Annotated in this window: 18 protein-coding genes; 7 read left to right on the plus strand and 11 right to left on the minus strand. The window is 50.9% G+C overall.

The features are described 5' to 3' along the window. Window positions 1–275: 275 nt before the first annotated feature. A complete protein-coding gene (locus HMPREF2661_RS02705) occupies window positions 276–542 on the plus strand; it encodes a SemiSWEET family transporter (RefSeq protein ID WP_004518970.1) in 267 nt (88 codons plus the stop codon). A gap of 149 nt (window positions 543–691) precedes the next feature. On the opposite strand, the gene mgtE is transcribed toward HMPREF2661_RS02705, so the two are convergent. Then, complete coding sequence (mgtE, locus tag HMPREF2661_RS02710; RefSeq protein WP_049322214.1) at window positions 692–2,164, minus strand: magnesium transporter; 1,473 nt, start codon at window positions 2,162–2,164, stop codon at window positions 692–694. Between the two features lie 244 nt (window positions 2,165–2,408). Then, on the minus strand, window positions 2,409–3,302 hold the full coding sequence (locus HMPREF2661_RS02715) for a LysR family transcriptional regulator (RefSeq protein WP_003748147.1): 894 nt from the start codon (window positions 3,300–3,302) through the stop codon (window positions 2,409–2,411). A gap of 14 nt (window positions 3,303–3,316) precedes the next feature. Between HMPREF2661_RS02715 and HMPREF2661_RS02720 the strand changes: the two genes are divergently transcribed. Further along, complete coding sequence (locus HMPREF2661_RS02720) at window positions 3,317–3,790, plus strand: CidA/LrgA family protein (protein ID WP_003748145.1); 474 nt, start codon at window positions 3,317–3,319, stop codon at window positions 3,788–3,790. Window positions 3,791–3,805: 15 nt separating this feature from the next. Further along, window positions 3,806–4,501 (plus strand): LrgB family protein, encoded by a 696-nt coding sequence (locus tag HMPREF2661_RS02725; protein WP_070822277.1) that lies wholly within the window; start codon window positions 3,806–3,808, stop codon window positions 4,499–4,501. Between the two features lie 80 nt (window positions 4,502–4,581). Here HMPREF2661_RS02725 and HMPREF2661_RS02730 read toward each other — a convergent pair whose 3' ends face one another. The 3 genes from HMPREF2661_RS02730 to HMPREF2661_RS02735 form a co-directional block, all read right to left on the minus strand. Continuing rightward, the gene (locus HMPREF2661_RS02730; protein WP_036493933.1) at window positions 4,582–4,959 is read right to left on the minus strand and encodes a hypothetical protein; all 378 of its coding nucleotides are present in this window, start codon (window positions 4,957–4,959) and stop codon (window positions 4,582–4,584) included. A gap of 309 nt (window positions 4,960–5,268) precedes the next feature. After that, complete coding sequence (locus HMPREF2661_RS11135) at window positions 5,269–5,361, minus strand: methionine/alanine import family NSS transporter small subunit (RefSeq protein ID WP_036472778.1); 93 nt, start codon at window positions 5,359–5,361, stop codon at window positions 5,269–5,271. Further along, a complete protein-coding gene (locus HMPREF2661_RS02735; protein ID WP_081948050.1) occupies window positions 5,361–6,896 on the minus strand; it encodes a sodium-dependent transporter in 1,536 nt (511 codons plus the stop codon). The genes HMPREF2661_RS11135 and HMPREF2661_RS02735 overlap by 1 nt, the downstream gene beginning before the upstream one ends. A gap of 776 nt (window positions 6,897–7,672) precedes the next feature. On the opposite strand from HMPREF2661_RS02735, the gene gap reads away from it, so the two are divergent. Then, window positions 7,673–8,701 carry a type I glyceraldehyde-3-phosphate dehydrogenase gene (gene gap, locus HMPREF2661_RS02745; RefSeq protein ID WP_003748138.1) on the plus strand — a complete coding sequence of 343 codons (1,029 nt, stop codon included), beginning with the start codon at window positions 7,673–7,675 and terminating at the stop codon, window positions 8,699–8,701. 100 nt (window positions 8,702–8,801) lie between these two features. Beyond that, on the plus strand, window positions 8,802–11,009 hold the full coding sequence (gene uvrD / locus HMPREF2661_RS02750; RefSeq protein WP_070822278.1) for a DNA helicase II: 2,208 nt from the start codon (window positions 8,802–8,804) through the stop codon (window positions 11,007–11,009). Window positions 11,010–11,077: 68 nt separating this feature from the next. Here the strand turns inward: uvrD and HMPREF2661_RS02755 are convergent, their stop codons facing one another. The 6 genes from HMPREF2661_RS02755 to polA form a co-directional block, all read right to left on the minus strand. Next, window positions 11,078–11,878, minus strand: a complete 801-nt coding sequence (locus HMPREF2661_RS02755) for a sulfite exporter TauE/SafE family protein (RefSeq protein WP_049323093.1) — start codon at window positions 11,876–11,878, stop codon at window positions 11,078–11,080. Window positions 11,879–11,920: 42 nt separating this feature from the next. Then, window positions 11,921–12,301 carry a putative zinc-binding protein gene (locus HMPREF2661_RS02760; protein ID WP_003748129.1) on the minus strand — a complete coding sequence of 127 codons (381 nt, stop codon included), beginning with the start codon at window positions 12,299–12,301 and terminating at the stop codon, window positions 11,921–11,923. Window positions 12,302–12,574: 273 nt separating this feature from the next. After that, complete coding sequence (locus HMPREF2661_RS02765; protein WP_141759988.1) at window positions 12,575–15,862, minus strand: DUF2339 domain-containing protein; 3,288 nt, start codon at window positions 15,860–15,862, stop codon at window positions 12,575–12,577. A 261-nt stretch (window positions 15,863–16,123) separates the two neighbouring features. Then, complete coding sequence (locus tag HMPREF2661_RS02770) at window positions 16,124–17,182, minus strand: type II toxin-antitoxin system antitoxin DNA ADP-ribosyl glycohydrolase DarG (protein WP_070822280.1); 1,059 nt, start codon at window positions 17,180–17,182, stop codon at window positions 16,124–16,126. Next, window positions 17,179–17,838: a type II toxin-antitoxin system toxin DNA ADP-ribosyl transferase DarT gene (locus tag HMPREF2661_RS02775; RefSeq protein ID WP_070822281.1), complete on the minus strand. Its 660-nt coding sequence runs from the start codon at window positions 17,836–17,838 to the stop codon at window positions 17,179–17,181. Before HMPREF2661_RS02775 ends, HMPREF2661_RS02770 begins: the two co-directional genes overlap by 4 nt. A 45-nt stretch (window positions 17,839–17,883) precedes the next feature. After that, window positions 17,884–20,697 (minus strand): DNA polymerase I, encoded by a 2,814-nt coding sequence (gene polA / locus HMPREF2661_RS02780; protein ID WP_070822282.1) that lies wholly within the window; start codon window positions 20,695–20,697, stop codon window positions 17,884–17,886. A gap of 181 nt (window positions 20,698–20,878) precedes the next feature. Here polA and HMPREF2661_RS02785 point away from each other — a divergent pair, with 181 nt between their 5' ends. Continuing rightward, on the plus strand, window positions 20,879–21,379 hold the full coding sequence (locus HMPREF2661_RS02785; protein WP_004518995.1) for a hypothetical protein: 501 nt from the start codon (window positions 20,879–20,881) through the stop codon (window positions 21,377–21,379). A gap of 53 nt (window positions 21,380–21,432) precedes the next feature. Further along, window positions 21,433–22,095 carry a PspA/IM30 family protein gene (locus HMPREF2661_RS02790; RefSeq protein ID WP_070822283.1) on the plus strand — a complete coding sequence of 221 codons (663 nt, stop codon included), beginning with the start codon at window positions 21,433–21,435 and terminating at the stop codon, window positions 22,093–22,095. The last annotated feature ends 91 nt before the right edge of the window (window positions 22,096–22,186 follow it).

The raw sequence follows: 22,186 nt of genomic DNA on the forward strand, positions 1-22,186 counted from the left end.
CATCGGCAGCCAAGGCCAAATGATGGCTGATGACATACATATTTTGCAGTAGAATAGAGTTATTTATCCTGCGACTAGGTAGAAGGTGCGGAAAGTCCGGCAGAACTGGTTAGCCTGATTGAAAGCGGCGACTACGAAGCCCTGCTTGCCGAAGATTCGGACGAACATGGCCAAGGCCACGAACATCATTGCGGCTGCGGCTGTTCCCTCGGCTGAGTCAGCCTGCCCATATTATCTACCGCCTCGATTTTCATATTAAAAGGAGACTTACCAGCATGATAAGCAAAGCAAAATTCAATACCGTTGTCGGCAGCATAGGAGCGGCAATAGGTATTTTCGTATTTGTCGCCTATATCCCCCAAATTATCGCCAATATGCAAGGGGCAAAGGCGCAGCCGTGGCAACCCCTGTTTGCAGCAGTATCCTGTCTGATTTGGGTTTTGTACGGTTGGAGCAAAGAACCCCGGAAAGACTGGATTCTGATTATACCCAACGCAGTCGGCGTGATATTGGGATTTCTGACTTTTCTGACTTCGCTTTAAACAAGGGGCTAATCTACGTCAGCCCCAAAACTAAACGCCCTCATGATGTAAAGCTTTAAAAAACAGCAAAGGCCGTCTGAAAATTGAAATTTCAGACGGCCTTTTAAACGGTTTGAAAAGGACGTATCGAACACGTCCTTTTTTTCCTATTACAACAGGAACATGGTTGCTAATCCCAAGAAAATCAGGAAGCCGCCGGAGTCGGTAACCGCGGTAATCAGCACCGAGCTGCCCAATGCCGGGTCGCGTCCGGCTTTGTCCATCATGACGGGGATAAGGACGCCGACGGTCGCGGCAAGCAAAAGGTTCAAGGTCATCGCGGCCACCATGACCAAACCGATGCCGATGTTGCCATAGAGCAGCCATGAAATCACGCCCATGACCGTGCCCCAAATAATGCCGTTGACGAGGGCGACGCTGATTTCTTTTTTCAACAGGCGGCCTGCCTGTGTGCTGGTCATTTGCCCCATCGCCATGGCGCGGACGATCATGGTGATGGTTTGGTTGCCGGAGTTGCCGCCGATACCGGCGACGATGGGCATCAGCGCGGCCAGCGCGACGATTTTCTCGATACTGCCTTCAAATGCGCCAATTACGCGGCTGGCGATAAAGGCGGTACACAGGTTGATGGCGAGCCACATCCAGCGGTTTTTCACCGAATCCCAAACGGGCGCGAACAAGTCTTCCTCTTCCTGCAAACCCGCCATGTTCAACATATCCGCTTCCGATTCTTCGCGGATCACGTCCACCATTTCGTCAATGGTGATCCTGCCGATCAGCTTTTTGTTTTCATCGACAACCGGCGCAGTTACCAAGTCATAGCGTTCAAACGCCTGCGCCGCTTCTTCCACGTCGTCTTCCGGACGGAAGCGCACGACTTCGGTGGCCATCACGTCCGCCACCATGTCTTCGGGGTCGGCGACCAAAAGTTTGCGGATGGGCAGCACGCCTTGCAACACGTCGTTTTCATCGACCACGAAAATCTTGTCGGTATGGTCGGGCAGGCTGTCGAAACGGCGCAAGTAGCGCAATACGACTTCACACGCCACATCGGCGCGGATGCTGACCAATTCAAAGTCCATAATCGCGCCGACTTGGTTGTCTTCGTAAGACATCGCCGCTTTGACCTGCTCGCGTTCTTCTTCATCACGCGTTTGCAGCGCTTCGTACACCACTTGGTGCGGCAGGTCGTCTGCCAGCTCTGCCAATTCGTCTGCGTCCAAATCATCGACGGCGGCCAACAGCTCGTCTTTGTCCATGGACTCGATCAGCGTTTCGCGTACGGCGTCGGATACTTCCAGCAACACTTCGCCGTCGTCTTCCGGGGCAACCAAAAGCCAGACGATGTTACGCTCGCGCGGCGGCAGGGATTCCAAGACGGCGGCCACGTCGGCAGGGTGCAGCTCGGCCAAGAGGACGGTCAGCTCGGTGAACTTGTCGCGCAGGCTTTCGTCTTCAATCGGCACGCCTGCTTCGATTTGTTCGAAGGACGGCTCGAGGATTTCACATAAGGCGTGGATGCGGTCGATATCGTCAGAGATGCGATCGTCAGAAATGCGGTCTTCCACCGCTTCATTGTCGGGGGTATGGTCGAGATTCGGAGGGGTTTGTTCGATGCTCATAAATGCTCCGCCCGCCGGACGCGGGGAGGCATTTCGGCGGGATGATTATGGTTGTTGTGTGTCTGATGGGAAGTTCAAAGGCGAACTGGGAAGGTCCATAATTCGAGCCTGCTGAGAGGCGCAGAGTTGTAAACGGTGCATATTCTACTCTTTTTTAGGCCGTTTTACCATTTTTAACGGGAAAGGCCGTCTGAAACCGGGTGATGGCAATACCTTTTTTTTCAGACGGCCTGATGATTTGATTTTATTTGTTTCGCCTTCCAAACGCTTCCCTGACCACGTCCAACCAAGCCCTTAAGGCCGGCGTCGGGCGTTGGTGTTTTTTCCATGCCATGGTGAGCTGCCAGCGGATTTCGGGTTCGACCAAAGGAATGGCGGCAAAGACATCGGGATTGATTTTTCGGGCATAGTATTCGGGCAGTAGGGCAATGCCCATATTGTGCGCCACCATGTCGGCAACCAAATTCCATTGTCCGGTACGGCAGACAACGTTGGGCGTAAAACCTTGATTGCGGCAGGCCGTCTGAATGGTTTCGTTGAGGGAAAAGCCGGCGCCGAACAGGATGAAGGGCTCGTGTTGCAGGCTTTTGAGCGTCAGCGCATCGTGTCTTGCCCGATTTTTCGGCATCAAGACCACCAGCGGATAGTCGCACAACGTGATGCTGTCGAAGTCTTCGTGAACCGGCGCGAGCAGCTGTCCGGCATCGAGTTCGTTGTTGCGCAAGGATTGCTCGATGGCGAGCGAGCCTTGTTCCAAAAACGACAATTCGATGTCCGGCCATTTTTGGTGGAAATCAAACAGCGCATGACTGAGCAAATCGCTGCCAAACAAAGCCAAGCCCAAACGCAGCGTCCCGCTTTTGACATGGCGGTAATCGTCAATGCGGGCCAGCAGCAAATCGCGTTCGTGTAAAAGGTTTAACGCGTGGCGATAGACTTCTTCGCCGATTGCGGTCGGCTGCACCTGCCGCTTTTTGCGTCCGTTTTCTTTGCACAAAAGCGGCACGCCCAATTCTTCTTCCAAAGCCTGAATGATTTTGCTGACCGTCGGCTGCGTCAAATTCAACGCGGAAGCCGTGGCCGAAAAACTTTGCAGGCGGATGAGTTCGGCAAAACAATACAGGCTTTTGAAATCCATTATTCCTCTAAGGCATGATTATTCGTTTAATAATTCATATTATGCAGAAACCAGGTTTCTATAATCAAGCCTTTCATTCAACACACACCCATATCATGGATTCCCTCACCAGATTTTTTCAGACGGCCTTGCAGCTTGCCATCATCGGCGCAGTATGGGGCGTCTCCGACCTTATCGTCCGCTTCACGCATCTGCCTATTTCTTCAGGCGTATTGGGCTTGTTCCTCATGCTCGCCCTTTTGGGGCTCGGCATCATCCGCCCGGGCATGGTTGACCGCGGCGCAAAATGGGCATTGGGCGAACTCGTCTTTTTCTTCATCCCCATCATGGTTTCCGTCTTGCAATATCAAGACCTGCTGATGTCCGAAGGCTGGCAGCTGATTTTGACCATTGCCGTCGGCACCGCGCTCGTGATGATCAGCACCGCCCTGACCCTCGATTTCTGCTACCGCTGGAAACGCCGTCTCTACAAAAAACTCCACTCCTAAAAATAGAGAATAAAAATGGACTACACCGCCCTCGCCTGCTTCATCTGGACTTGCTTTGCCTATGTCGTTGCCAAAAAAATCCACCGCAAAAAACCCTTAATGATTTTCTCCCCCGTCGTTACCGTCTCCGTCAGCACCATCCTCCTGTTGCTGGCATTCGGCGTCAATTACGACACCTACCATAAATATACCCAAGGCATCGTCTTCCTGCTCACTCCGGTTACCGTTGCCTTTGCCGTCCCCATTTATGAAAACCGCGAAGTCATCCGCCGCCAACTGCCCATCCTCTCCATCGCCATTATGGTGGGCATGTTTGTCGGCGTAGTCAGCGCATTCCTCATGAGCCATATGTTCCACTTCAACAACGAAATAACCAACAGCCTGATGGCGCGTTCCATCTCCACGCCGTTTGCCGTCGTCCTCGCCAGCGAAATCCACGGTTCAGCCTCGCTCGTTTCCCTGTTCACCATCATCACCGGCTTTGTCGGCATGATATTCGGCGACCTGTTTTTGGCCTTTACCCGCATCCGTTTCCACACCGCCAACGGCGTGGCATTCGGCAATGCCGCCCACGGCTTCGGCACATCGCGCGCCGGACAACGCCACGAAACCGAAGGCGTCATGGCGAGTCTGACCATGATTTTGGCCGGACTGTTTATGGTATTGTTTGGCCCGACCATGGTGCATTTGGTAATTTGGATGATGAGTTAGGCTTCGTCCCGATGACCATACACAAAAAGGCCGTCTGAAACACATATCGGTTTCAGACGGCCTTTTATATTATGGAACGATTACAGTTTAAAAATAGAAGCCTCTGCTAAATCATGAATGGTATCCAACGCAGATGAACCTGTACCATTGCTTGAATAGGTCGCATTGTCTGAGGAAAGACCGGCAGAAGAATCAAGAGGATCAGCCTCACCAAACACACGGCTCAAAAGTTCATCGCCATCAAAAGCTTTGGATTCCAATATCGGCTTCGCGGCCGGCTGTGCAGGCTCAAAACCTTCCCACTCACGCGGATCAAGGCGGATGATATGGTCATCATCATAACCGTCATTAGGACCTTTGCCTTCTCCTGAAAAAGTACCGTCCCACTCGCGCGGATCGAGGCGAATAACAAAATCTTCAGAATCACTTTCTTTACTTGGTTGATGTACTTTAGCCATGAAATTCTCCTTAACAAATAAACGGATACTGTACATAATGCCTCATAAAAGGCATTGCGGACTCTATTCTAGAACAAAGAAAACAGTGGGCAACGATTGAAGGGAACAACGGTTTATTAACACGATAATTGGATTAAAATCTTTTTAAAACAAATAGATATAATTTATACATCATACCCGGTCATCCATAATTAAAAATCTCACCCATGCCGTCTACCAAGATGATTTCCCCTCTTCCGTCCCCTTGCTATGTAACAAAAAGGCCGTCTGAAAAATGACTTTCAGACGGCCCTTTCATTTGCCCAAGCCTTATTCTTTAGGCAGGCGCAGGACGGAGACGATGAATCCGCCCCAAATGACGATCAATGCGACAAGCATCATAATAATGGCTGAAGTACTCATTATTCGTCTCCTTCACGTTCGTGTTCATGTTCGTCTTTGACGTTGAAGCCCTGACCGTGTTTCCACGGCAAGAATGACAGCAAGACAGACAATACCAAGAGAGCGCCTACCATGCCCCAGCCGAAGATATTGAGGAAGCTGTCAGGATAGCCGCTGTAATTCTCTTTTAAGAGGCCGGCAGTATCTTGATAAAGCATATAGCCGAGCATAGCGACGGTAACTACCACGCTGGCTGTCCACACTTTACCGACACGGATGGAAGACAGCGCGTTCAAGTGATTGCGCAGTTCGGGCAGCTTGCGCAACAAAACAATCGCCAAAACGTAAACAAAACCGGAAGCCACAATGCCGTAAGTATTGATGAATTTGTCCAATACGTCCAACACAGGCAGGCCGGTGGTCGTACCGAACAGCAAGGTAGAAATAATCGCCATTGGCACGCCTGCAATCAGCGTTGCGCTGACACGGCCGATGTTCATTTTGTCTTGAATTGCGGCCACAATCACTTCAACGATGGAAATCATAGAAGTTACCCCCGCAAACACCAGCGAGCCGAAGAACAACACGCCGATCAATGCGCCCATCGGCGCTTGGTTGATAATGGTCGGGAACGCGATAAACGCCAAGCCGATACCGTTGGATGCCACTTCGCTGACTTCTTTGCCTGCGGCTTGAGCCATAAAGCCCAATGCTGCGAATACGCCAATACCGGCGAGCAACTCGAAGCTGCTGTTGGCAAAGCCGACAACCAAGCCGGTGCCGCCCAAGTCGGTTTTTTTCTTCAGGTAAGAAGAATAAGTAATCATGATGCCGAAGCAGATGGAGAGCGAGAAGAAGATCTGGCCATATGCGGCTACCCAGACTTTCGGATCCGCCAAGCGGCTCCAGTCAGGCGTAAACAAAGCGTCCAAACCTTTTGCCGCGCCCGGCAGGGTCAGGGCGATGCCCACCATGATGACAAACATCACTACCAACAAAGGCATGAAGAATGTGGACGCACCGGCCACGCCTTTTTGCACGCCCAAAGCCATAATCGCCAGCGTAAACACCCACACGGCAATCAGCGGACCAGCTACTTTGCCGACAAAGTCCAAGCCCAAGTCTTTGGCATCGGCCATTTGTAGGAAGTCTTTGAAGAAGAAGGTCTGCGGATCCGCACCCCATGCCGAAGTCAAAGAATAATAGGCATAGCTTGCCGCCCAGCCGACAATCACGGCGTAGTAGATACAGATGATGACGTTGGTCAGGAAGTTCCACCAACCCACCGGCTCAAACCAACGGCCGAGGCGGCGGAAGGCCAAAGGAGGCGAACCGCGGTAACGGTGGCCGATGGCATAGTCGAGCAGCAACAGCGGAATACCCGCCGTCAACAGCGCAACCAAATAAGGGAGGACGAAAGCACCGCCGCCGTTGTCGAAGGCGATGTAAGGGAAACGCCAAATGTTGCCTAAGCCCACGGCCGAGCCGATGGCGGCAAACATAAAGGCACGGCGACTGCTAAACGTCGCGCGTTCGCTGGATTGAGAATTTGACACAATGAACCTCTTAAAAATCGAGTGTCGTCAAGGCCTCCCGGCCTTGCACGTATATATTTAGAAATCAGGCCGGACAAAGCGGTCGGTTAAAATAGATATTCGGACAAGGATAATATCCGGTATTTAAAGAATGCACCGCTTATGGCCATGCAAACATAATCTGACCTTATCGTAAAAAAATTTAACACTGTTGGCAAGTCAGTATTGCATTAAAATCGCAAGGAAAATCTTCATGCACTACGACTAAAATCTTCATACACTTCTTTATATACAAGCCAAACGCAACACCCAAACCCCGTTTTTCCCTCCCCTTCCCACTGACAACCGCCCTCGCCGCAAACCGCCTTCCCCTTATCCCGTAAGGAAAAGCGGCAACCCAACGCATTCAAATCCCCCCGTCATCAAAATGTTTCAGACGGCCTGTTTTCCTCCGTCCAATCCGGGCCGTCTGAAAATTTCACTGTTGCATGTTGTAATCAAGAAACCGTCCCAAAATTCCGTTTAATATAAACAAAAACAATCCGCCTTTTTCTGCGCCCATCATCACCATCATTTAAAATAAGCATAAAATATCAAAAATAAAATGAATAAAAAATAAAATAACAAAAAACCCAATATAAAATCAATTTTAAACCCGTACTTCTACTCTAATCATCTACAATCAAAAATAATCAAATCAAAAAATTTCAATAAAACATTAATTACACAGCACTACATTTTTGCTATAATTGCCGCCATTCAATCCACAACCCAAACCCAAAAGAAGAGGAAAAGCCATGGGTATCAAAGTTGCCATCAACGGTTACGGCCGCATCGGCCGCCAAGTAGTGCGCGCTATTTTCGACTACAAACTGCAAGACCAACTCGACATCGTTGCCATCAACGCCAGCGGCAGCATCGAGACCAACGCCCACCTGACCAAATTTGACACTGTTCACGGCCGCTTTGACGCCGATGTTTCCCATGATGAAAAACACCTCATCATCAACGGTAAAAAAATCCCTTACTTCTCCACCCGCAATCCTGCCGAATTGCCATGGGGCGAATTGGGCGTTGACCTGGTCATGGAATGTACCGGCGCGTTCACCAGCAAAGAGAAAGCCAAAATCCACTTGGAAAGCGGCGCGAAAAAAGTGCTGATTTCCGCTCCTGGTGGCGATGATGTTGACGCAACCATCGTTTACGGCGTAAACGACGACGTGATTACCGGCGACATGACCGTTATCTCCAATGCCTCCTGTACCACCAACTGCCTGGCGCCCGTGGCCAAAGTGTTGAACGAAAACATCGGCATCGTAAACGGCGTGATGACCACCATCCACGCGCTGACCAACGACCAAACCGTCACCGACGTACGCCACAAAGACCTGCGCCGTGCGCGTAGCGGCGTGGAAAACATGATTCCGACCAAAACCGGCGCAGCAAAAGCCGTCGGCTTGGTATTGCCTGCCCTGAAAGGCAAACTCGACGGCCTCGCCATCCGCGTACCGACCGTCAACGTTTCCCTGGTTGACCTGAGCTTCCAAGCAAGCCGCGAGACTTCTGTCGAAGAAATCAACGCGCTGATGAAAGCCGCTTCCGAAGAAGGCCGTCTGAAAGGCGTTTTGGGTTACAACACCCTGCCGCTGGTTTCTATGGACTTCAACCACACCACCCAAGCCAGCACATTCGACTCTACGCTGACCAAAGTAACCGAAGGCAAAATGGTTAAAGTGTTCGCATGGTACGACAACGAGTGGGGCTTCAGCTGCCAAATGCTGAACACCGCACGCCGTATGTTCGGTTTGGAAGTACGTCCGTTCTAATCGGCTTCCAACACAAAGGCCGTCTGAAATATCTTTTCAGACGGCCTTTTGTATTTCCTTTAAAATATCGCATTCCCATTTATTTTCAGACGGCCTCTTCATGTTTCCCAACGAATCCGCCCCCAACCTCCTGCAAGGCTTAAACCCCGAACAACTCTCCGCCGTAACCTGGCCGCCGCAATCCGCCCTCGTTTTGGCGGGCGCGGGCAGCGGCAAAACGCGCGTACTGACCACACGCATCGCATGGCTTTTGCAAAGCGGGCAAACCAGCGTACACAGCATTATGGCGGTAACGTTTACCAACAAAGCCGCCAAAGAAATGCAAACCCGTTTGGGCGCGATGATTCCCGTCAACGTCCGCGCCATGTGGCTCGGCACGTTCCATGGCTTGTGCCACCGCTTTTTGCGCCTGCACCACCGCGACGCAGGCCTGCCGTCTTCCTTCCAAATCCTCGACAGCGGCGACCAGCTTTCCCTGATCAAACGCCTGCTCAAAAACCTCAACATCGCCGAAGAAATCATCGCACCGCGTTCGCTGCAAGGCTTTATCAACGCGCAAAAAGAATCCGGTTTGCGCGCTTCCGTATTGAGCGCGCCCGATCCGCACACGCGCCGCATGATTGAGTGCTACGCCGAATACGACAAAATCTGCCAACGCGAAGGCGTGGTCGATTTTGCCGAACTCATGCTGCGCAGCTACGAAATGCTGCAAAACAACGAAATCCTGCGCCAACACTACCAAAACCGCTTCAACCACATTCTGGTCGACGAGTTCCAAGACACCAACAAACTGCAATACGCCTGGCTGAAACTGATTGCCGGCAACAACACAGCAGTATTTGCCGTCGGCGACGACGACCAAAGCATCTACCGGTTCCGCGGCGCGCACGTCGGCAACATGACCGCGCTGATGGAAGAATTCCACATCGACGCACCCGTCAAACTCGAACAAAACTACCGCTCCGTCGGCAACATCCTCGCCGCCGCCAACGCCGTCATCGAAAACAACGACGAACGCCTCGGCAAAAACCTGCGCACCGACGCCGAAGCAGGCGACAAAATCCGCTACTACTCCGCCTTTACCGACCTCGAAGAAGCCCAATTCATCGTGGACGAAACCAAAGCCCTCGAACTCGAAGGCTGGGATTTGGACGAAATCGCCGTCCTCTACCGCAGCAACGCCCAATCGCGCGTCATCGAACAAAGCCTGTTCCGCAGCGGCATCCCCTACAAAATCTACGGCGGCCTGCGCTTTTACGAACGCCAAGAAATCAAACACGCCCTCGCCTACCTGCGCCTTGCCGTCAATCCCGACGACGACAACGCCCTCTTGCGCGTCATCAACTTCCCACCGCGCGGTATCGGCGCACGCACCATCGAAAACCTTCAGACGGCCTCAAACGAACAAGGCATCACCCTTTGGCAGGCAGCCTGCAATGCCGGCGCAAAAGCCACCAAAATCGCCGCCTTCGTCCGCCTGATTGAAGCCCTGCGCAACCAAGTCGGACAAATGCCCCTGTCCGAAATCATCGTCGGCATCCTCAAAGACAGCGGTCTGACCGAACACTACCGAACCCAAAAAGGCGACAACCAAGACCGCCTCGACAACCTCGACGAACTCGTCAACGCCGCCATCGAGTTCAAACCCGAAGACAGCAACTTTGAAACCCTGCCCGACAACATTTCAGACGACCCCGCCTTCCCCATCCTTGCCTTCCTCAGCAACGCCGCCCTCGAATCCGGCGAAAACCAAGCAGGCGCAGGTGAAAAAGCCGTCCAACTGATGACCGTCCACGCCTCCAAAGGCTTGGAATTTAACGCCGTTTTCCTCACCGGCATGGAAGAAGGCCGCTTTCCCAGCGAAATGAGCCTTGCCGAACGCGGCGGCCTCGAAGAAGAACGCCGCCTCATGTACGTCGCCATCACCCGCGCCCGCAAACGCCTCTACATCACCATGGCGCAACAACGCATGCTGCACGGACAAACCCAATTCGGCATCGTCTCCCGCTTCGTCGAAGAAATCCCGCCCGAAGTATTGCACTACCTGTCCGTCAAAAAAACCGCCTACGACAGCTACGGCAGCCCGCGCCAAACCGTCGCATCCAAAGACAAAATCATCGATGACTACAAACAGCCGCAAACCTACGCAGGCTTCCGCATCGGCCAAAACGTCCGCCACGCCAAATTCGGCACCGGCGTCATCATCGATGCCGTGGACAAAGGCGAATCCGCCCGACTGACCATCAACTTCGGCAAACAGGGCGTAAAAGAGCTGGACACCAAGTTTGCAAAATTGGAGGAGATTTAGAAATTAGAAGACTTGGAATGATAAAGGCCGTCTGAAAAATTTTCAGACGGCCTTTTAACATCTATCTATTAAGCCGAAAAAGCCTTATATGCCATTGAAACGATAATCAGCAAAACCGTTACAACCAAAACCTTACGAATAACTTCTCCGTTTGAATTAATAGCATGGAGGCTGCCAAAATGGTTGCCCAACAAATTTGCCAAAATCATCGGGATTCCGATTAGGAACGCCATTTTCCCTGCTATCAAGAAGGCAACAAATGCCCCGATGTTAGAAGCAAAATTGAAAATCTTGGAAGTAGCCGAAGCCTGCAACAACGACAATTTGTTAATGACAAACAAAGCAATGATGAAAATACTACCTGTACCCGGGCCAAAAAAACCGTCATAAAAACCAACAATCAGACAAGTTAAAAATACGGCAATAACGGATTTTTTTATTTCACCACGCTCGTCTTCTTTTTTCAGCAAAACACCTTTAAACAAAGTTGCCAACAAGCCTATGGGCAAAAACGCAAGAATAATGTAATTGATGGTTTCCACCGGAAGAATCAAAATGACTTTTGCACCGACAAATGCCCCAATTAAAGCCGCAACAATGCCAACCGGCACAATATGCCATACGATCGAACTGCTCTTCATAAAATTTTTAATCGCAGCCACCGTACCGATGGTACTCACCAATTTTTCCTGTGCCAACGCGACCTGAGGCGGTAAACCTACCATCAAAAATGCAGGAATCAAAATCAGCCCTGCTCCGCCCGCAATAGCATCGACATAGCCCGCAATCAAAGACGCGGCAACCAGCAGGAAAAGGCCGATATAAAAATAATCGGCAATAATACTGCCGGGAATAAATAATTGTTCCATGGATTGTTTCCTCTTGATTAAATTTTTTGTTATTAAAGATCGTTAACTGCTCAATACATCGCCCTTCTTCGTCAAAACATATTGATAAACTTCTTCTACCGTAGCCTCGTCATAGCTTTTGCCAAAGCGTTTTTTGTAGCCCAGTTCGTATAGTTTTACATGATGCCCTTCCGGGATTTCGACGCCCACATTTTCCAAACACGATTTGGCGCAATGCAGATGACAGCCGTCAATAACCAACATCGGCCGTCCGGACTGCGCTTTGCGTACCAACGGCGCGACTTTGCCGCCCACGCCGGAAATGCACGACATTTCAAATTCTCCGGCATGGTCGAGCGCTACGGCTGTGTTGTTGGCCAGCTGCGCCACATCGGAACATCCGGAACAAGAATAAATTAAGGGAAGCTCATTGCGGTTAGGCATTTTCTATTTCCTTCGGTAGCGGTTTTTATCTTTATGTGTCCGCCCATGGTCAGTCTGTCGGGCGCATTATGCGTGGTATGCGGATATTCGGGTTGCACCCGTTTGCTTTTTTCAGACGGCCTACGGCTTATCCATTTATATATTAAAAGGCATCATAACTCAATACGATTAGTCATTCCAGAACAAAGCAGATGGCACCTTCTAAAAAATAAAGGCCGTCTGAAAACAGATAACGCTGCTTTTTCAGACGGCCTTTTTATTTGAAGTTAATGATTAGGCTTTAGGTTCGCCATCATTCTCTGCTTTGGGCGGAACGGGGGCAAACCAGCCGACCAGAAGCAACAGCAAGCCGACGATGATGAAGGAGACGATGCGCGCGATACCGCCGCTGTTGGAAAGCTCGATCAGGAAGAGTTTGACGACCACGATGCCCATCAGCGTCGCGCCTGTCATCCAGTAGGAACGCTGTTTGCGGCGGTTGCCGAGTACCATCAAGATGATGGCGGTTACTGCCCAAACGACGGAGAGGCTGGCTTGCAGGCCGAAGGATTGGAGCATGATGTCGAGACGCCAAGTAATGCCGTCGTAGAAATGCCATACGCGCATCACGCCTGCGCTGATCAGCATAAATGCCAAGGCGGAAACTGTGGTTGCCGTGGTACGGCGAAGCTCGGGCGGCAAGGCTTCGGGCAGGGATTTCAGGGCAAACCAAAGCATACCGGCGCTGGCAAGTTCCACCGGATTAAGCACGGGAATATACGGCAACGGCGAAGGTTGGAACGGCGTGGAGAAGTTGGTCCACAGCATCCAACAGGCGGCGGCAAGGGCGCACAACGGCATAGCAAAATGCTGATAAATGGCTTGATGCCGTCTGAAAAATGCGCGTTGGCGCTGCGTATGGAAAACAATCCACATTGCCAAAGGCACGACCAGCCATGAAAGCTGAGTCCAAACGCCGGAGAGAAGGCCGCCGACATACAGCGCCGTCCAAAGCGTCCAAAGTATGCCGAGTATTGTGATATTGAGTTTGTGCAGCCAAATCAGATCAGGGCGCGGATAATTGTTCAGAATGATGAAGTTCAACACGGTAGCGGCGGCAAGCGGCAAGGCTGCGGCGGCTGTCCATGCGTGTTCGGTATGGTAGAAGACAAAATGCAGGGCAAACACGGGCAGGAATGCCAAGTTTGCCTGCAGCAATTCTTCCCATTTCAAACGTTTGGCAAACAGCAGCAAGCCGGCAAATATCGGCCACATCCACAACTCGATAAACAGGGTTTCCTCGCCTGTCCATTGCATATAAAGGGCGTAGCTGCCTGTTGCCAACGCTGTAAGCAGGATGATCCAGCCTGAAACCTGCGCAAAGTAAACCTCGTTTCCTTCCGGCTTTTCACTTGCAACCGGCACGCGCGGATATTGCAGCGCGTAGGCAGCCGCAAACAGCAAAGGCGTAGCGGCAATAAGGTACAGATGGCTCAGGAAGCCTTGGGATTCATAAATAATGCCGGATTGCAGCAACAGGGCGAACAATACATTGCCCAAGGCAAATGTGATAAACACATTCGGCTCATGTTTGCGCCGGCAGAATGCCCACGCCGCCGCCAAAGCGGAGAGAGCGACAATGCTGCCTTGGTCGGCCAAGAAAAGCAAAGGCAAAATAGAGATGTACAGCAAGGCGGCAGACAACACGGCCGTCTGAACGGATTTTTCCCATTGCGCCGAACCTTCGCGACGCGAGAAATACCACAGCAAGTAAATCACCGCTCCGCCAAGCAACACCACAACCGTCGTAAACCACTGTCCTTCCAGAACGGTATCGGTGCCGAAGTTCTGATAATTGCCCAGCTGAATCAGTGCCGCCAAGAGATAAACCATCAGCGCACCCAAACGGATATGCGGACGCTGTTGGCGCAAACCGAAGAAATAAACCAGTGCGGATTCGGCACTCCACAAAATAACTGTATTGCTTGGTTCAAAATAAAGCGGAACGGCAATCGTGAGGAACAACACCGCCAACGCAAAAAATGCCTGACGCAAAATATACAGCCCCTGCTGACGTTTCAGCAGCAGCGCGGCCAGTGCGTAAACAGCGGCAAAACCCAATGCGGAAAGCGCATCCGCAGACGGCCAATGCTCCACCATGCGGTATTGCAGGCCGAACGCCGCCGCCATCGTGCCAAACAATAAAGTATGGTCGAGGACATGCACGCGCAGGCCGTGTGTATAAATACTCTTGCCGATTTCTTCCAAAGTCGCATTGTCGGCAATCGGCGTAACGCTGTCTTCGCTGTTTTCCGTCAACTTACGGCGTGCGAACAGATACGCGATAAAGGTATAGAGCAGCCAGTGGTAAATCAAGAAAGGCTCGGTAGTGGCGAAATGTTGCGGCGTATAACTTCGCATGCCCCACAGCGTGGCAATGGCAAAAGTAGCGACAAAACCCGTCAGGTTCAGCGGACGCCATGCCTTAAACCACGCAATCGCGGCCACACCGCCGTTGAGCAGGGCAAGATAAGAAAACAGCACCAAATAATTGCCGCTGCCGTCTGAAGTCAGCAAAGGCGCGGCCATACCGCCGATTAAAGCAACCTGCGCCATAATCTGCGCATTCTGCCTTACCGCCAGCCACGCCATCAGCACGACCATCGCCACCATCAGCCCGAACACGACCGACACAGGCAGCAGCGGATGCAGTTTCAACGCCGCCAACGCCGTCAAATACATCACCGCCACGCCGAAACCCTGCAACACCAAGCCATATTCACGCTTACGGCTTTGCAGCTTCCAGCCGCCGACCACCGCCGCCAAACCCGCGCCAGCCACAGTCAGATAACGCAGCTCCACCGGCACATGAACCCGCTCGGAGGCATAGCGCAAGAGGAACGCCAAGCCGAGGAACAGCACCACAATACCGGTTTTCAACAGCGGATTACCGCGCAAAAACCAAGCAACAATCGGATTGTCAGAAAACTTGTACTCTCCGCCTTCCGACTGAGCTTTATGGATAACGAATTGACGCGATGGCGCTTCTTCGCTTTCAGACGGCATCGCGGCAACAACAGCCTCTTCCTTAGGCAACCCTGCTTGTTCAGCAGCAACCGGAGCAACCACCTCGACAACTTCTTCCGCAACAGGCTCAGACGAAGCAGCAGCCTTGGCAGAAACAGGATTAATAGGTATAGAAAAAGAAGGAGCAAACGCCTCTTCAATCTTCTGCTTAACAGGCGCAGCTTCCGCCTCAGGCTCAACCCGAACATGAAGCGGCTCAGAGGCCGTCTGAACATCGGCAACAGCCCGAGCCTCAAGCCCCTGCCCTACCTTCGCCTCATCACGGACAGCCTCATGCTCCAACACCGACAAACGCCGTTTCAGCAGCTCGATTTCCTGCTCCAGCTTCTGCATCCTGTCGCCTGCCGTAGCAGATTCAGCCAAACGCTCTTCTTGACGCTGTTTGGCAATCGACCAAGCAACCAGCCAAAACAACGACCCAATAATCACGCCGGTGAACATCTCATCAGCAAAATAGCCGATAATAATAGGAATAAGCAGGCCAAAAAACTGCATGAAACACCTGTTTGATAACAATAAGAATATGCCGATTGTAACACCGGCAACATTATTCATGAAAAAAAGAGATAAAAGGCCGAGAATAAAAGCATACGGCAAATAGAATATAGAGAATCGGAATAGAAAAGGCCGTCTGAAAATGTTTAGGGATTTTCAGACGGCCTTGGATGTGTTTTGAGTTTCAGCCACCAAGTATAAGCTTCAAGGCATACATGCTACTTCTTAGGTTTACTGCTATCATTTTCTACAAATAAGTAGTTAAGACTTTAATAAATTACTCAATGCAAATTCTATATCTTTATCTTTGAAGATGCGCTGTTTCCTATCTGCCCATTTTTTACCAGTGGGCCAATTGGCTAAGGCTATTTTAATAGACTCTACATTTGGTTCAACTCCAGTAGAAAGTAGCCAATCAGTTGTGGCTAATAATTCCATCCCAAAAGGAGATTCAAATCCATTAATTAGATCACAGGCTTCTTGCAATGCAGGAAGATAGTTTTTACCCTCACTATTTATATAAGCAGAAATAATTTCTTTTTGAGACTCATCAAACCAAATAACATCAAATGGGCCACAATCAGGGATACGTTTTTCCGCTTTTAAATAGCTACCATCAAGTGCATTAAGTAAATGATTTAGTTTATTTGAAAATGGCCCATATTTGTAAGGGATGAAATCAAAATTTAAATTATTTTTAATATTATGTTTTTCAAGTGAACGATGCAAAAACCAAGCTAGCTTTTGTACTTCTAGCAAGCTACACTCCATGCCAAGAATCCAATATCTACGGATTAATTCAGTTATCATGGCTCGTTCCGGTGTTAATTTCTTTACACCCTGAGTCTTGGTAACATTTTGGTATTCTTGGGTAGGTTCATAAATATAAATATCTATGTCTGTTAAATCAAAAAGAGTTGTTTCTATTTTCTGTTTAACTTCTAGCCAATTTAATCCGCCATTTCCAGCACCTAATGGCGGAATAGCAACTGATTTCACATTATTTTTTATGAGGAAAAGACGTAAATCTTGAAGACCTTCTTCAATCCATTTCATTTGAGAAGGGCTGCGCCAATGCTGCTTAGTAGGGAAATTTATGATCCATTTAGGATTAGATAATTCATTTGTTTCAGTAACAAACATTTTTCCTGTAATTACTTGTCCTTTCTTGCAAGCATAAGTATATTCAGCCATATTCTTTGGAAAACGTTCTTTAAACATTAATGCAATACCTTTTCCCATTACTCCGACAGTATTGACTGTATTAACCAATGCCTCTGCGGAAGAATTTAACAAATTTCCTTTTGTATATTTAATCATGAGAAATACCAATTAGGACGGGTAAAAATATTAAAATTAGCTAAAGACTGCTGTGTTGCCAGCTGTGTAATCTCAGCTGCAGTATCTTGATCGTAACAAACAATACCTGATAAAGCTGAAATGGGACAATGCTGGTAAATCAGTGCTTCAGCTTGATATCGTTCAAATTTTTGTGGGTCATTTTCGTCACGTCTAAAATCTCTTGTTTGTAAAATTGACCAGTCGATGTGGTTCAAATTCTCTAGGCTTTCATAAAAAGTTGCCCAATTATAGTATGCGTGCATATCCGTAAAAACAAAATCAAGTCCTTGTTCGGCAACGCGATACAAAGAAGATACTAAAATCACAATTTCTTCACGTCTACGAGCAATAACTCCTCGACCTGATATGATATTTAACAACATTGGAGAAAAAGGAGTAAAGTAGAAAGGGATATAGTCATTTAAAAATCCCCTTCTACCACAAGGAACAGGATGATTTGCTCTTCTTGAAATTAATTCTGCATTACCAATCGATACCCATGATGGGGATGTTATCTGATGGTTACCGCAGTACAGACCATTTTGCAGTATCCATGGAATATTATCACGATGAACAATCCTAAAAATCAAACCTTTATCTGGATTTAAATTTCTATATATTTGATTTTCTTGCATATAAATCCTTTTAATCTAAATTTAGCATTACATAAATTAATTAAATCAATGCGCCTCTTCCCAATTCATACCCACGCCCACTTCTGCCACCAGCGGCACGTTCAACATCCCTTCGTCCACTTTCGCCATCATCTGCGGCAGTTTTTCTTTCACTAAATCCAGTTCGGCTTCGGGGACTTCCAGCACCAATTCGTCATGTACCTGCATAATCAGTTTGCTTTTCAGGCAGTCCCACGGGGAGGCTTCGCACTCTGAAAGCCAGCGGGATACGTCTATCATGGCGCGTTTGATGAGGTCGGACGCGGTGCCTTGCATGGGGGCGTTGATGGCGGCGCGTTCGGCTCCGGCGCGGGCGTTGGCGTTTTTGTTGTGGATGTCGGGCAGGTAGAGGCGGCGGCCGAACAGGGTTTCGACGAAGCCTTGGGCAGCGGCTTGTTCTTTGGTGCGCTGCATGTATTCGGCGACGCCGGGGTAGCGGGCGAAGTAGCGGTCGATAAAGTTTTTGGCGGAGATGTTGTCGATGCCCAATGATTTGGCGAGGCCGTATTGGCCCATGCCGTAAATCAGGCCGAAGTTGATGGTTTTGGCGTAGCGGCGTTGTTCGGACGAGACGTTTTCGGGGGCGATGCCGAATACTTCGGCGGCGGTGCGGCGGTGTACGTCTTCGCCGTTTTGGAACGCGGTAATCAGGGTTTTGTCGCCGGAGAGGTGCGCCATGATGCGCAGCTCGATTTGGGAATAGTCGGCGGAAACGATGACGCTGCCTTGCGGTGCGGTGAAGGCGCGGCGCACGCGGCGGCCTTCGGCGGTGCGGATGGGGATGTTTTGCAGGTTGGGGTTGTTGCTGGCGAGGCGGCCGGTAATGGCGACGGCTTGGGCGTAGGTGGTATGCACGCGGCCGTCTTTGGGGGAAATCATTTCGGGCAGTTTGTCGGTGTAGGTGGATTTGAGTTTCGCCAGGCTGCGGTTTTGCAGGATGATTTTGGGCAGGGGGTAGTCGGGCGCGAGCTGTTCGAGCACGGCTTCGTTGGTGGAAATGCCGCCTTTGGCAGTTTTTTTCAGGCCTTTGGTGGGGAAGCCCATTTTGTCGAACAGGATTTCTTGCAGCTGTTTGGGCGAGTTGAGGTTAAACGGCTGGCCTGCGGCGGCGTAGGCTTCTTGTTCGAGCTTCATTAGCTCGGCGCCGAGTTCCGCGCTTTGGCGGGCGAGTTCGGCGCGGTCAATTTGTACGCCGTTGCGTTCCATTTCAAACAATACCTGCGCGACGGGCAGCTCCATTTTTTCATACATTTCAAGCTGTTTGGCGTCCATCTGCGCGCGCAGGTGCGCTTCGAGGCGCAAGGCGAAATCTGCGTCTTGGGCAGCGTATTCAGTTGCCTGTCCGATGGTGACGTCGGCAAAACCGATTTGTTTCGCGCCTTTGCCGCACAGCGATTCGTAGGTAATGGTTTCCAAGCCCAGCCAGCGTTCGGACAATTCGTCCAAACCGTGTCCGAGATGGCTCTCGATGATATAGGAAGCGAGCATGGCGTCGCCGGCAATGCCGTTCAGGGCGATGCCGTAGTTGGCGAAAACGTGTTGGTCGTATTTGAGGTTTTGCCCGATTTTTTTCAGGGCGGGGTTTTCCAAATGCGGTTTCAGACGACCTAATACGTCTTGCAAATCAAGCTGTTCGGGCGCGGCGGTCAGGCTGTGGCCTACGGGGATGTAAACCGCTTCGCCAGCTTGGAACGCGATGCTGATGCCGACCAGCGCGGCGTTCATCGCGTCTAGGGACGTGGTTTCCGTGTCGATGCCGATTTTGTCCGCCTGCGACAGTTTGTCCAACAAAGCGGCAAACTGCGCTTCGGTGGTAATGGCTTGATAATCCAGTTTTTCAGGGGCTTGGGCAAGTTCGGGTTGTTTTTCAGGCTGTGTTTCCATCGCCAATGCGGCTTGTTCGCCGATATGTTCGCTGCCGAATAAATCTGTGTTTTGCGCTTCGTGCATACGGCTCTCTGCCTCTTTCAGCCAAGTGCGGAAGCCCCAGCGTTTAAAATCGACAACCAGCTGCGCCCATTTCGGCGTAGTGCGGCGCAGGCTTTCGAGGCCGTCTGAAAGCTCGGTGTGCAAGTCCACATCGGTTTTAATCGTCACCAAATCATACGACAGCGGCAGTTGAGGCAGCGCGGCTTGCAGGTTTTCGCCGACCTTGCCCTTGACTTCGCCAGCGTGTTCCATCACACCGGCCAGCGAGCCGTAGGCTTCCAGCCACTTCACCGCCGTTTTCGGGCCGCATTTTTCCACGCCCGGCACATTGTCCACCTTGTCGCCCATCAGCGCGAGATAATCGCGGATTTGGTCGGGACGCACGCCGAATTTTTCTTTCACGCCTTCAATGTCCAGCGTTTCACCGCTCATCGTGTTCACCAGCGTCACGCGCTCATTCACCAACTGCGCCATGTCCTTATCGCCGGTGGACACCACCACGTTCCACCCTGCTTCGCTAGCCATCTTAGCCAAAGTGCCGATAACGTCGTCCGCTTCAACCTGCGGAATCACCAGCACCGGCCAGCCCATCAGGCGTACCAAATCCGGCAAGGCTTCCGCCTGCGGGCGCAAATCGTCCGGCATCGGCGGACGCGTCGCCTTATAGTCGGGAAACATCTCGTGGCGGAAATTTTTGCCCTTCGCATCAAACACCACCGCGCAATAGTCATGCACATAATCCGCACGCAGCCGGCGTAGCATGTTCAATACGCCATACATCGCCCCAGTCGGCGCACCGTCGGGCGCAGACAAATTCTGCCCCATAGCATGATAGGCGCGGTAAAGATAAGAAGAGCCGTCAACGAGAAGGAGTGTGGGTTTGTTGGACATGGAGAACCTGCTGTGTGTATGAAAATAATGTACGGATTATAAAGGAAAAGGCCGTCTGAAAACCGAAAATCAAGTTTCAGACGGCCTGATGTTTACATAAATATACGGTTTCAGGTATTGCGCCGCAGAATCCCATCTTGTATATTTGTATTCAAATGAATACAAATCAAAACAAACAAATATGAATGCAACGAACCGTATCCCAATCAGCGTGCGCATCACTCAGGAAGATGCTGATTTTATTGCCGAACTCAAAATCGAAGGTGCGAATACGCCGTCTGAAAAAATCCGCGAATTGCTGAAGCTGGCGCGCTTGGCGCATACGCAGACACGCGATTACAGCTCCGCACTGACGGCGCAGGAGCAATTTTTCCAAGCGGCAAAACACGAAATCTTGCATGCTGAAAAACAGGCCGGAGTGCATTCGCATATCGTGGCGAGGTTGTTTGAACAATTGCCTGACTTGGGTGCGACGCTCGCCGCCGACCTGCCCGAAGAAGCCGACCTCGACGATTTGAAAAAATACGAACGCGAACTGATGTGGCGCATCGTCCGCCTGACCGACAGCATCTTGCAGCTCGCCGTAACCGGCAAAGGCGCGGCATACGACGACAGCGTGCTGCAACAGCTTGAAAACACTTTGAAACTGGCAAAGATTGTGCAGCAGGCAAATGAAGTTTAAGACTGCCTCCATACCAAATGAAACAAACACATTTTAGTGAAAGGAAAATCCAAATGAGCGAAACCCTATCCCGCCGAGTAGGCCGTCTGGTAAGCGGCGGTTTTCATGCCCTGATTGATGCGGCGGAAAACCTTGCACCTGAAGCGGTCATGAACGAGAGCATCCGCGAAATCGAGCGGGCGGTGGACGAAGTACGCGCCGAGTTGGGCAAAGTGTTGGCGCAGAAACACCTTGCCGCCAAGAAAATGGCGGACGAGAGCAACCGCCACGAAGCCATCGATGCCAACCTGCAAGCTGCCGTAGATGCCGGTCGCGACGACCTTGCCGAGGCAGGCATCGCCGAACAAATGGACATCGAAGCGCGTCTGCCCATCTTGGAAAACACCATTGCCGATTGTGCCGCACAAGAAAAAGAACTCGAAGGCTTTATCGCCGCTCTGCAGGCAAAAAAACGCGAGATGCAGCAGCAGTTGCAAGACTGGCGTGCCGCACAACAGAACGCGGGTGCAGGCAAAGCAGCAGGCGGCAGCGACCTCAACCGCATCGCCCGTGATGCCGAAAAAAGCGGCAATGCCTTCGACCGTGTGATGGGTCGCCAAAACTCGGTACACAGCAGCACCGATGCGGCGCAGTTGGCCAAGCTGAAAGAACTGGAAGACTTAAGCCGCAACAACCGCATTGCCGAACGATTGGCGGCGTTGAAGGCGAAATCATAAGCCATATTGAGGAAATCGCGGTTTCAGACGGCCCCTATCCTCACAGGGCCGTCTGAAAAAAGAAGGGGCTGACGTAGATTAGCAGTTATGC

This window comes from Neisseria sp. HMSC061B04, assembly GCF_001836705.1.
GTDB lineage: Bacteria > Pseudomonadota > Gammaproteobacteria > Burkholderiales > Neisseriaceae > Neisseria.

Excerpts from the sequence above, each read along its gene's own strand:
- HMPREF2661_RS02705 (WP_004518970.1), top strand. The coding sequence starts at position 276 with ATGATAAGCAAAGCAAAATTCAATACCGTTGTCGGCAGCATAGGAGCG.
- HMPREF2661_RS02785 (WP_004518995.1), top strand. The coding sequence starts at position 20,879 with ATGAATGCAACGAACCGTATCCCAATCAGCGTGCGCATCACTCAGGAA.
- HMPREF2661_RS02765 (WP_141759988.1), bottom strand. The coding sequence starts at position 15,862 with ATGCAGTTTTTTGGCCTGCTTATTCCTATTATTATCGGCTATTTTGCT.
- HMPREF2661_RS02790 (WP_070822283.1), top strand. The coding sequence starts at position 21,433 with ATGAGCGAAACCCTATCCCGCCGAGTAGGCCGTCTGGTAAGCGGCGGT.
- gap (WP_003748138.1), top strand. The coding sequence starts at position 7,673 with ATGGGTATCAAAGTTGCCATCAACGGTTACGGCCGCATCGGCCGCCAA.
- HMPREF2661_RS02720 (WP_003748145.1), top strand. The coding sequence starts at position 3,317 with ATGATTATTCGTTTAATAATTCATATTATGCAGAAACCAGGTTTCTAT.
- HMPREF2661_RS02725 (WP_070822277.1), top strand. The coding sequence starts at position 3,806 with ATGGACTACACCGCCCTCGCCTGCTTCATCTGGACTTGCTTTGCCTAT.
- HMPREF2661_RS02775 (WP_070822281.1), bottom strand. The coding sequence starts at position 17,838 with ATGCAAGAAAATCAAATATATAGAAATTTAAATCCAGATAAAGGTTTG.
- HMPREF2661_RS02715 (WP_003748147.1), bottom strand. The coding sequence starts at position 3,302 with ATGGATTTCAAAAGCCTGTATTGTTTTGCCGAACTCATCCGCCTGCAA.
- HMPREF2661_RS02770 (WP_070822280.1), bottom strand. The coding sequence starts at position 17,182 with ATGATTAAATATACAAAAGGAAATTTGTTAAATTCTTCCGCAGAGGCA.
- HMPREF2661_RS02730 (WP_036493933.1), bottom strand. The coding sequence starts at position 4,959 with ATGGCTAAAGTACATCAACCAAGTAAAGAAAGTGATTCTGAAGATTTT.
- HMPREF2661_RS02760 (WP_003748129.1), bottom strand. The coding sequence starts at position 12,301 with ATGCCTAACCGCAATGAGCTTCCCTTAATTTATTCTTGTTCCGGATGT.
- uvrD (WP_070822278.1), top strand. The coding sequence starts at position 8,802 with ATGTTTCCCAACGAATCCGCCCCCAACCTCCTGCAAGGCTTAAACCCC.
- HMPREF2661_RS11135 (WP_036472778.1), bottom strand. The coding sequence starts at position 5,361 with ATGAGTACTTCAGCCATTATTATGATGCTTGTCGCATTGATCGTCATT.
- HMPREF2661_RS02755 (WP_049323093.1), bottom strand. The coding sequence starts at position 11,878 with ATGGAACAATTATTTATTCCCGGCAGTATTATTGCCGATTATTTTTAT.
- mgtE (WP_049322214.1), bottom strand. The coding sequence starts at position 2,164 with ATGAGCATCGAACAAACCCCTCCGAATCTCGACCATACCCCCGACAAT.
- polA (WP_070822282.1), bottom strand. The coding sequence starts at position 20,697 with ATGTCCAACAAACCCACACTCCTTCTCGTTGACGGCTCTTCTTATCTT.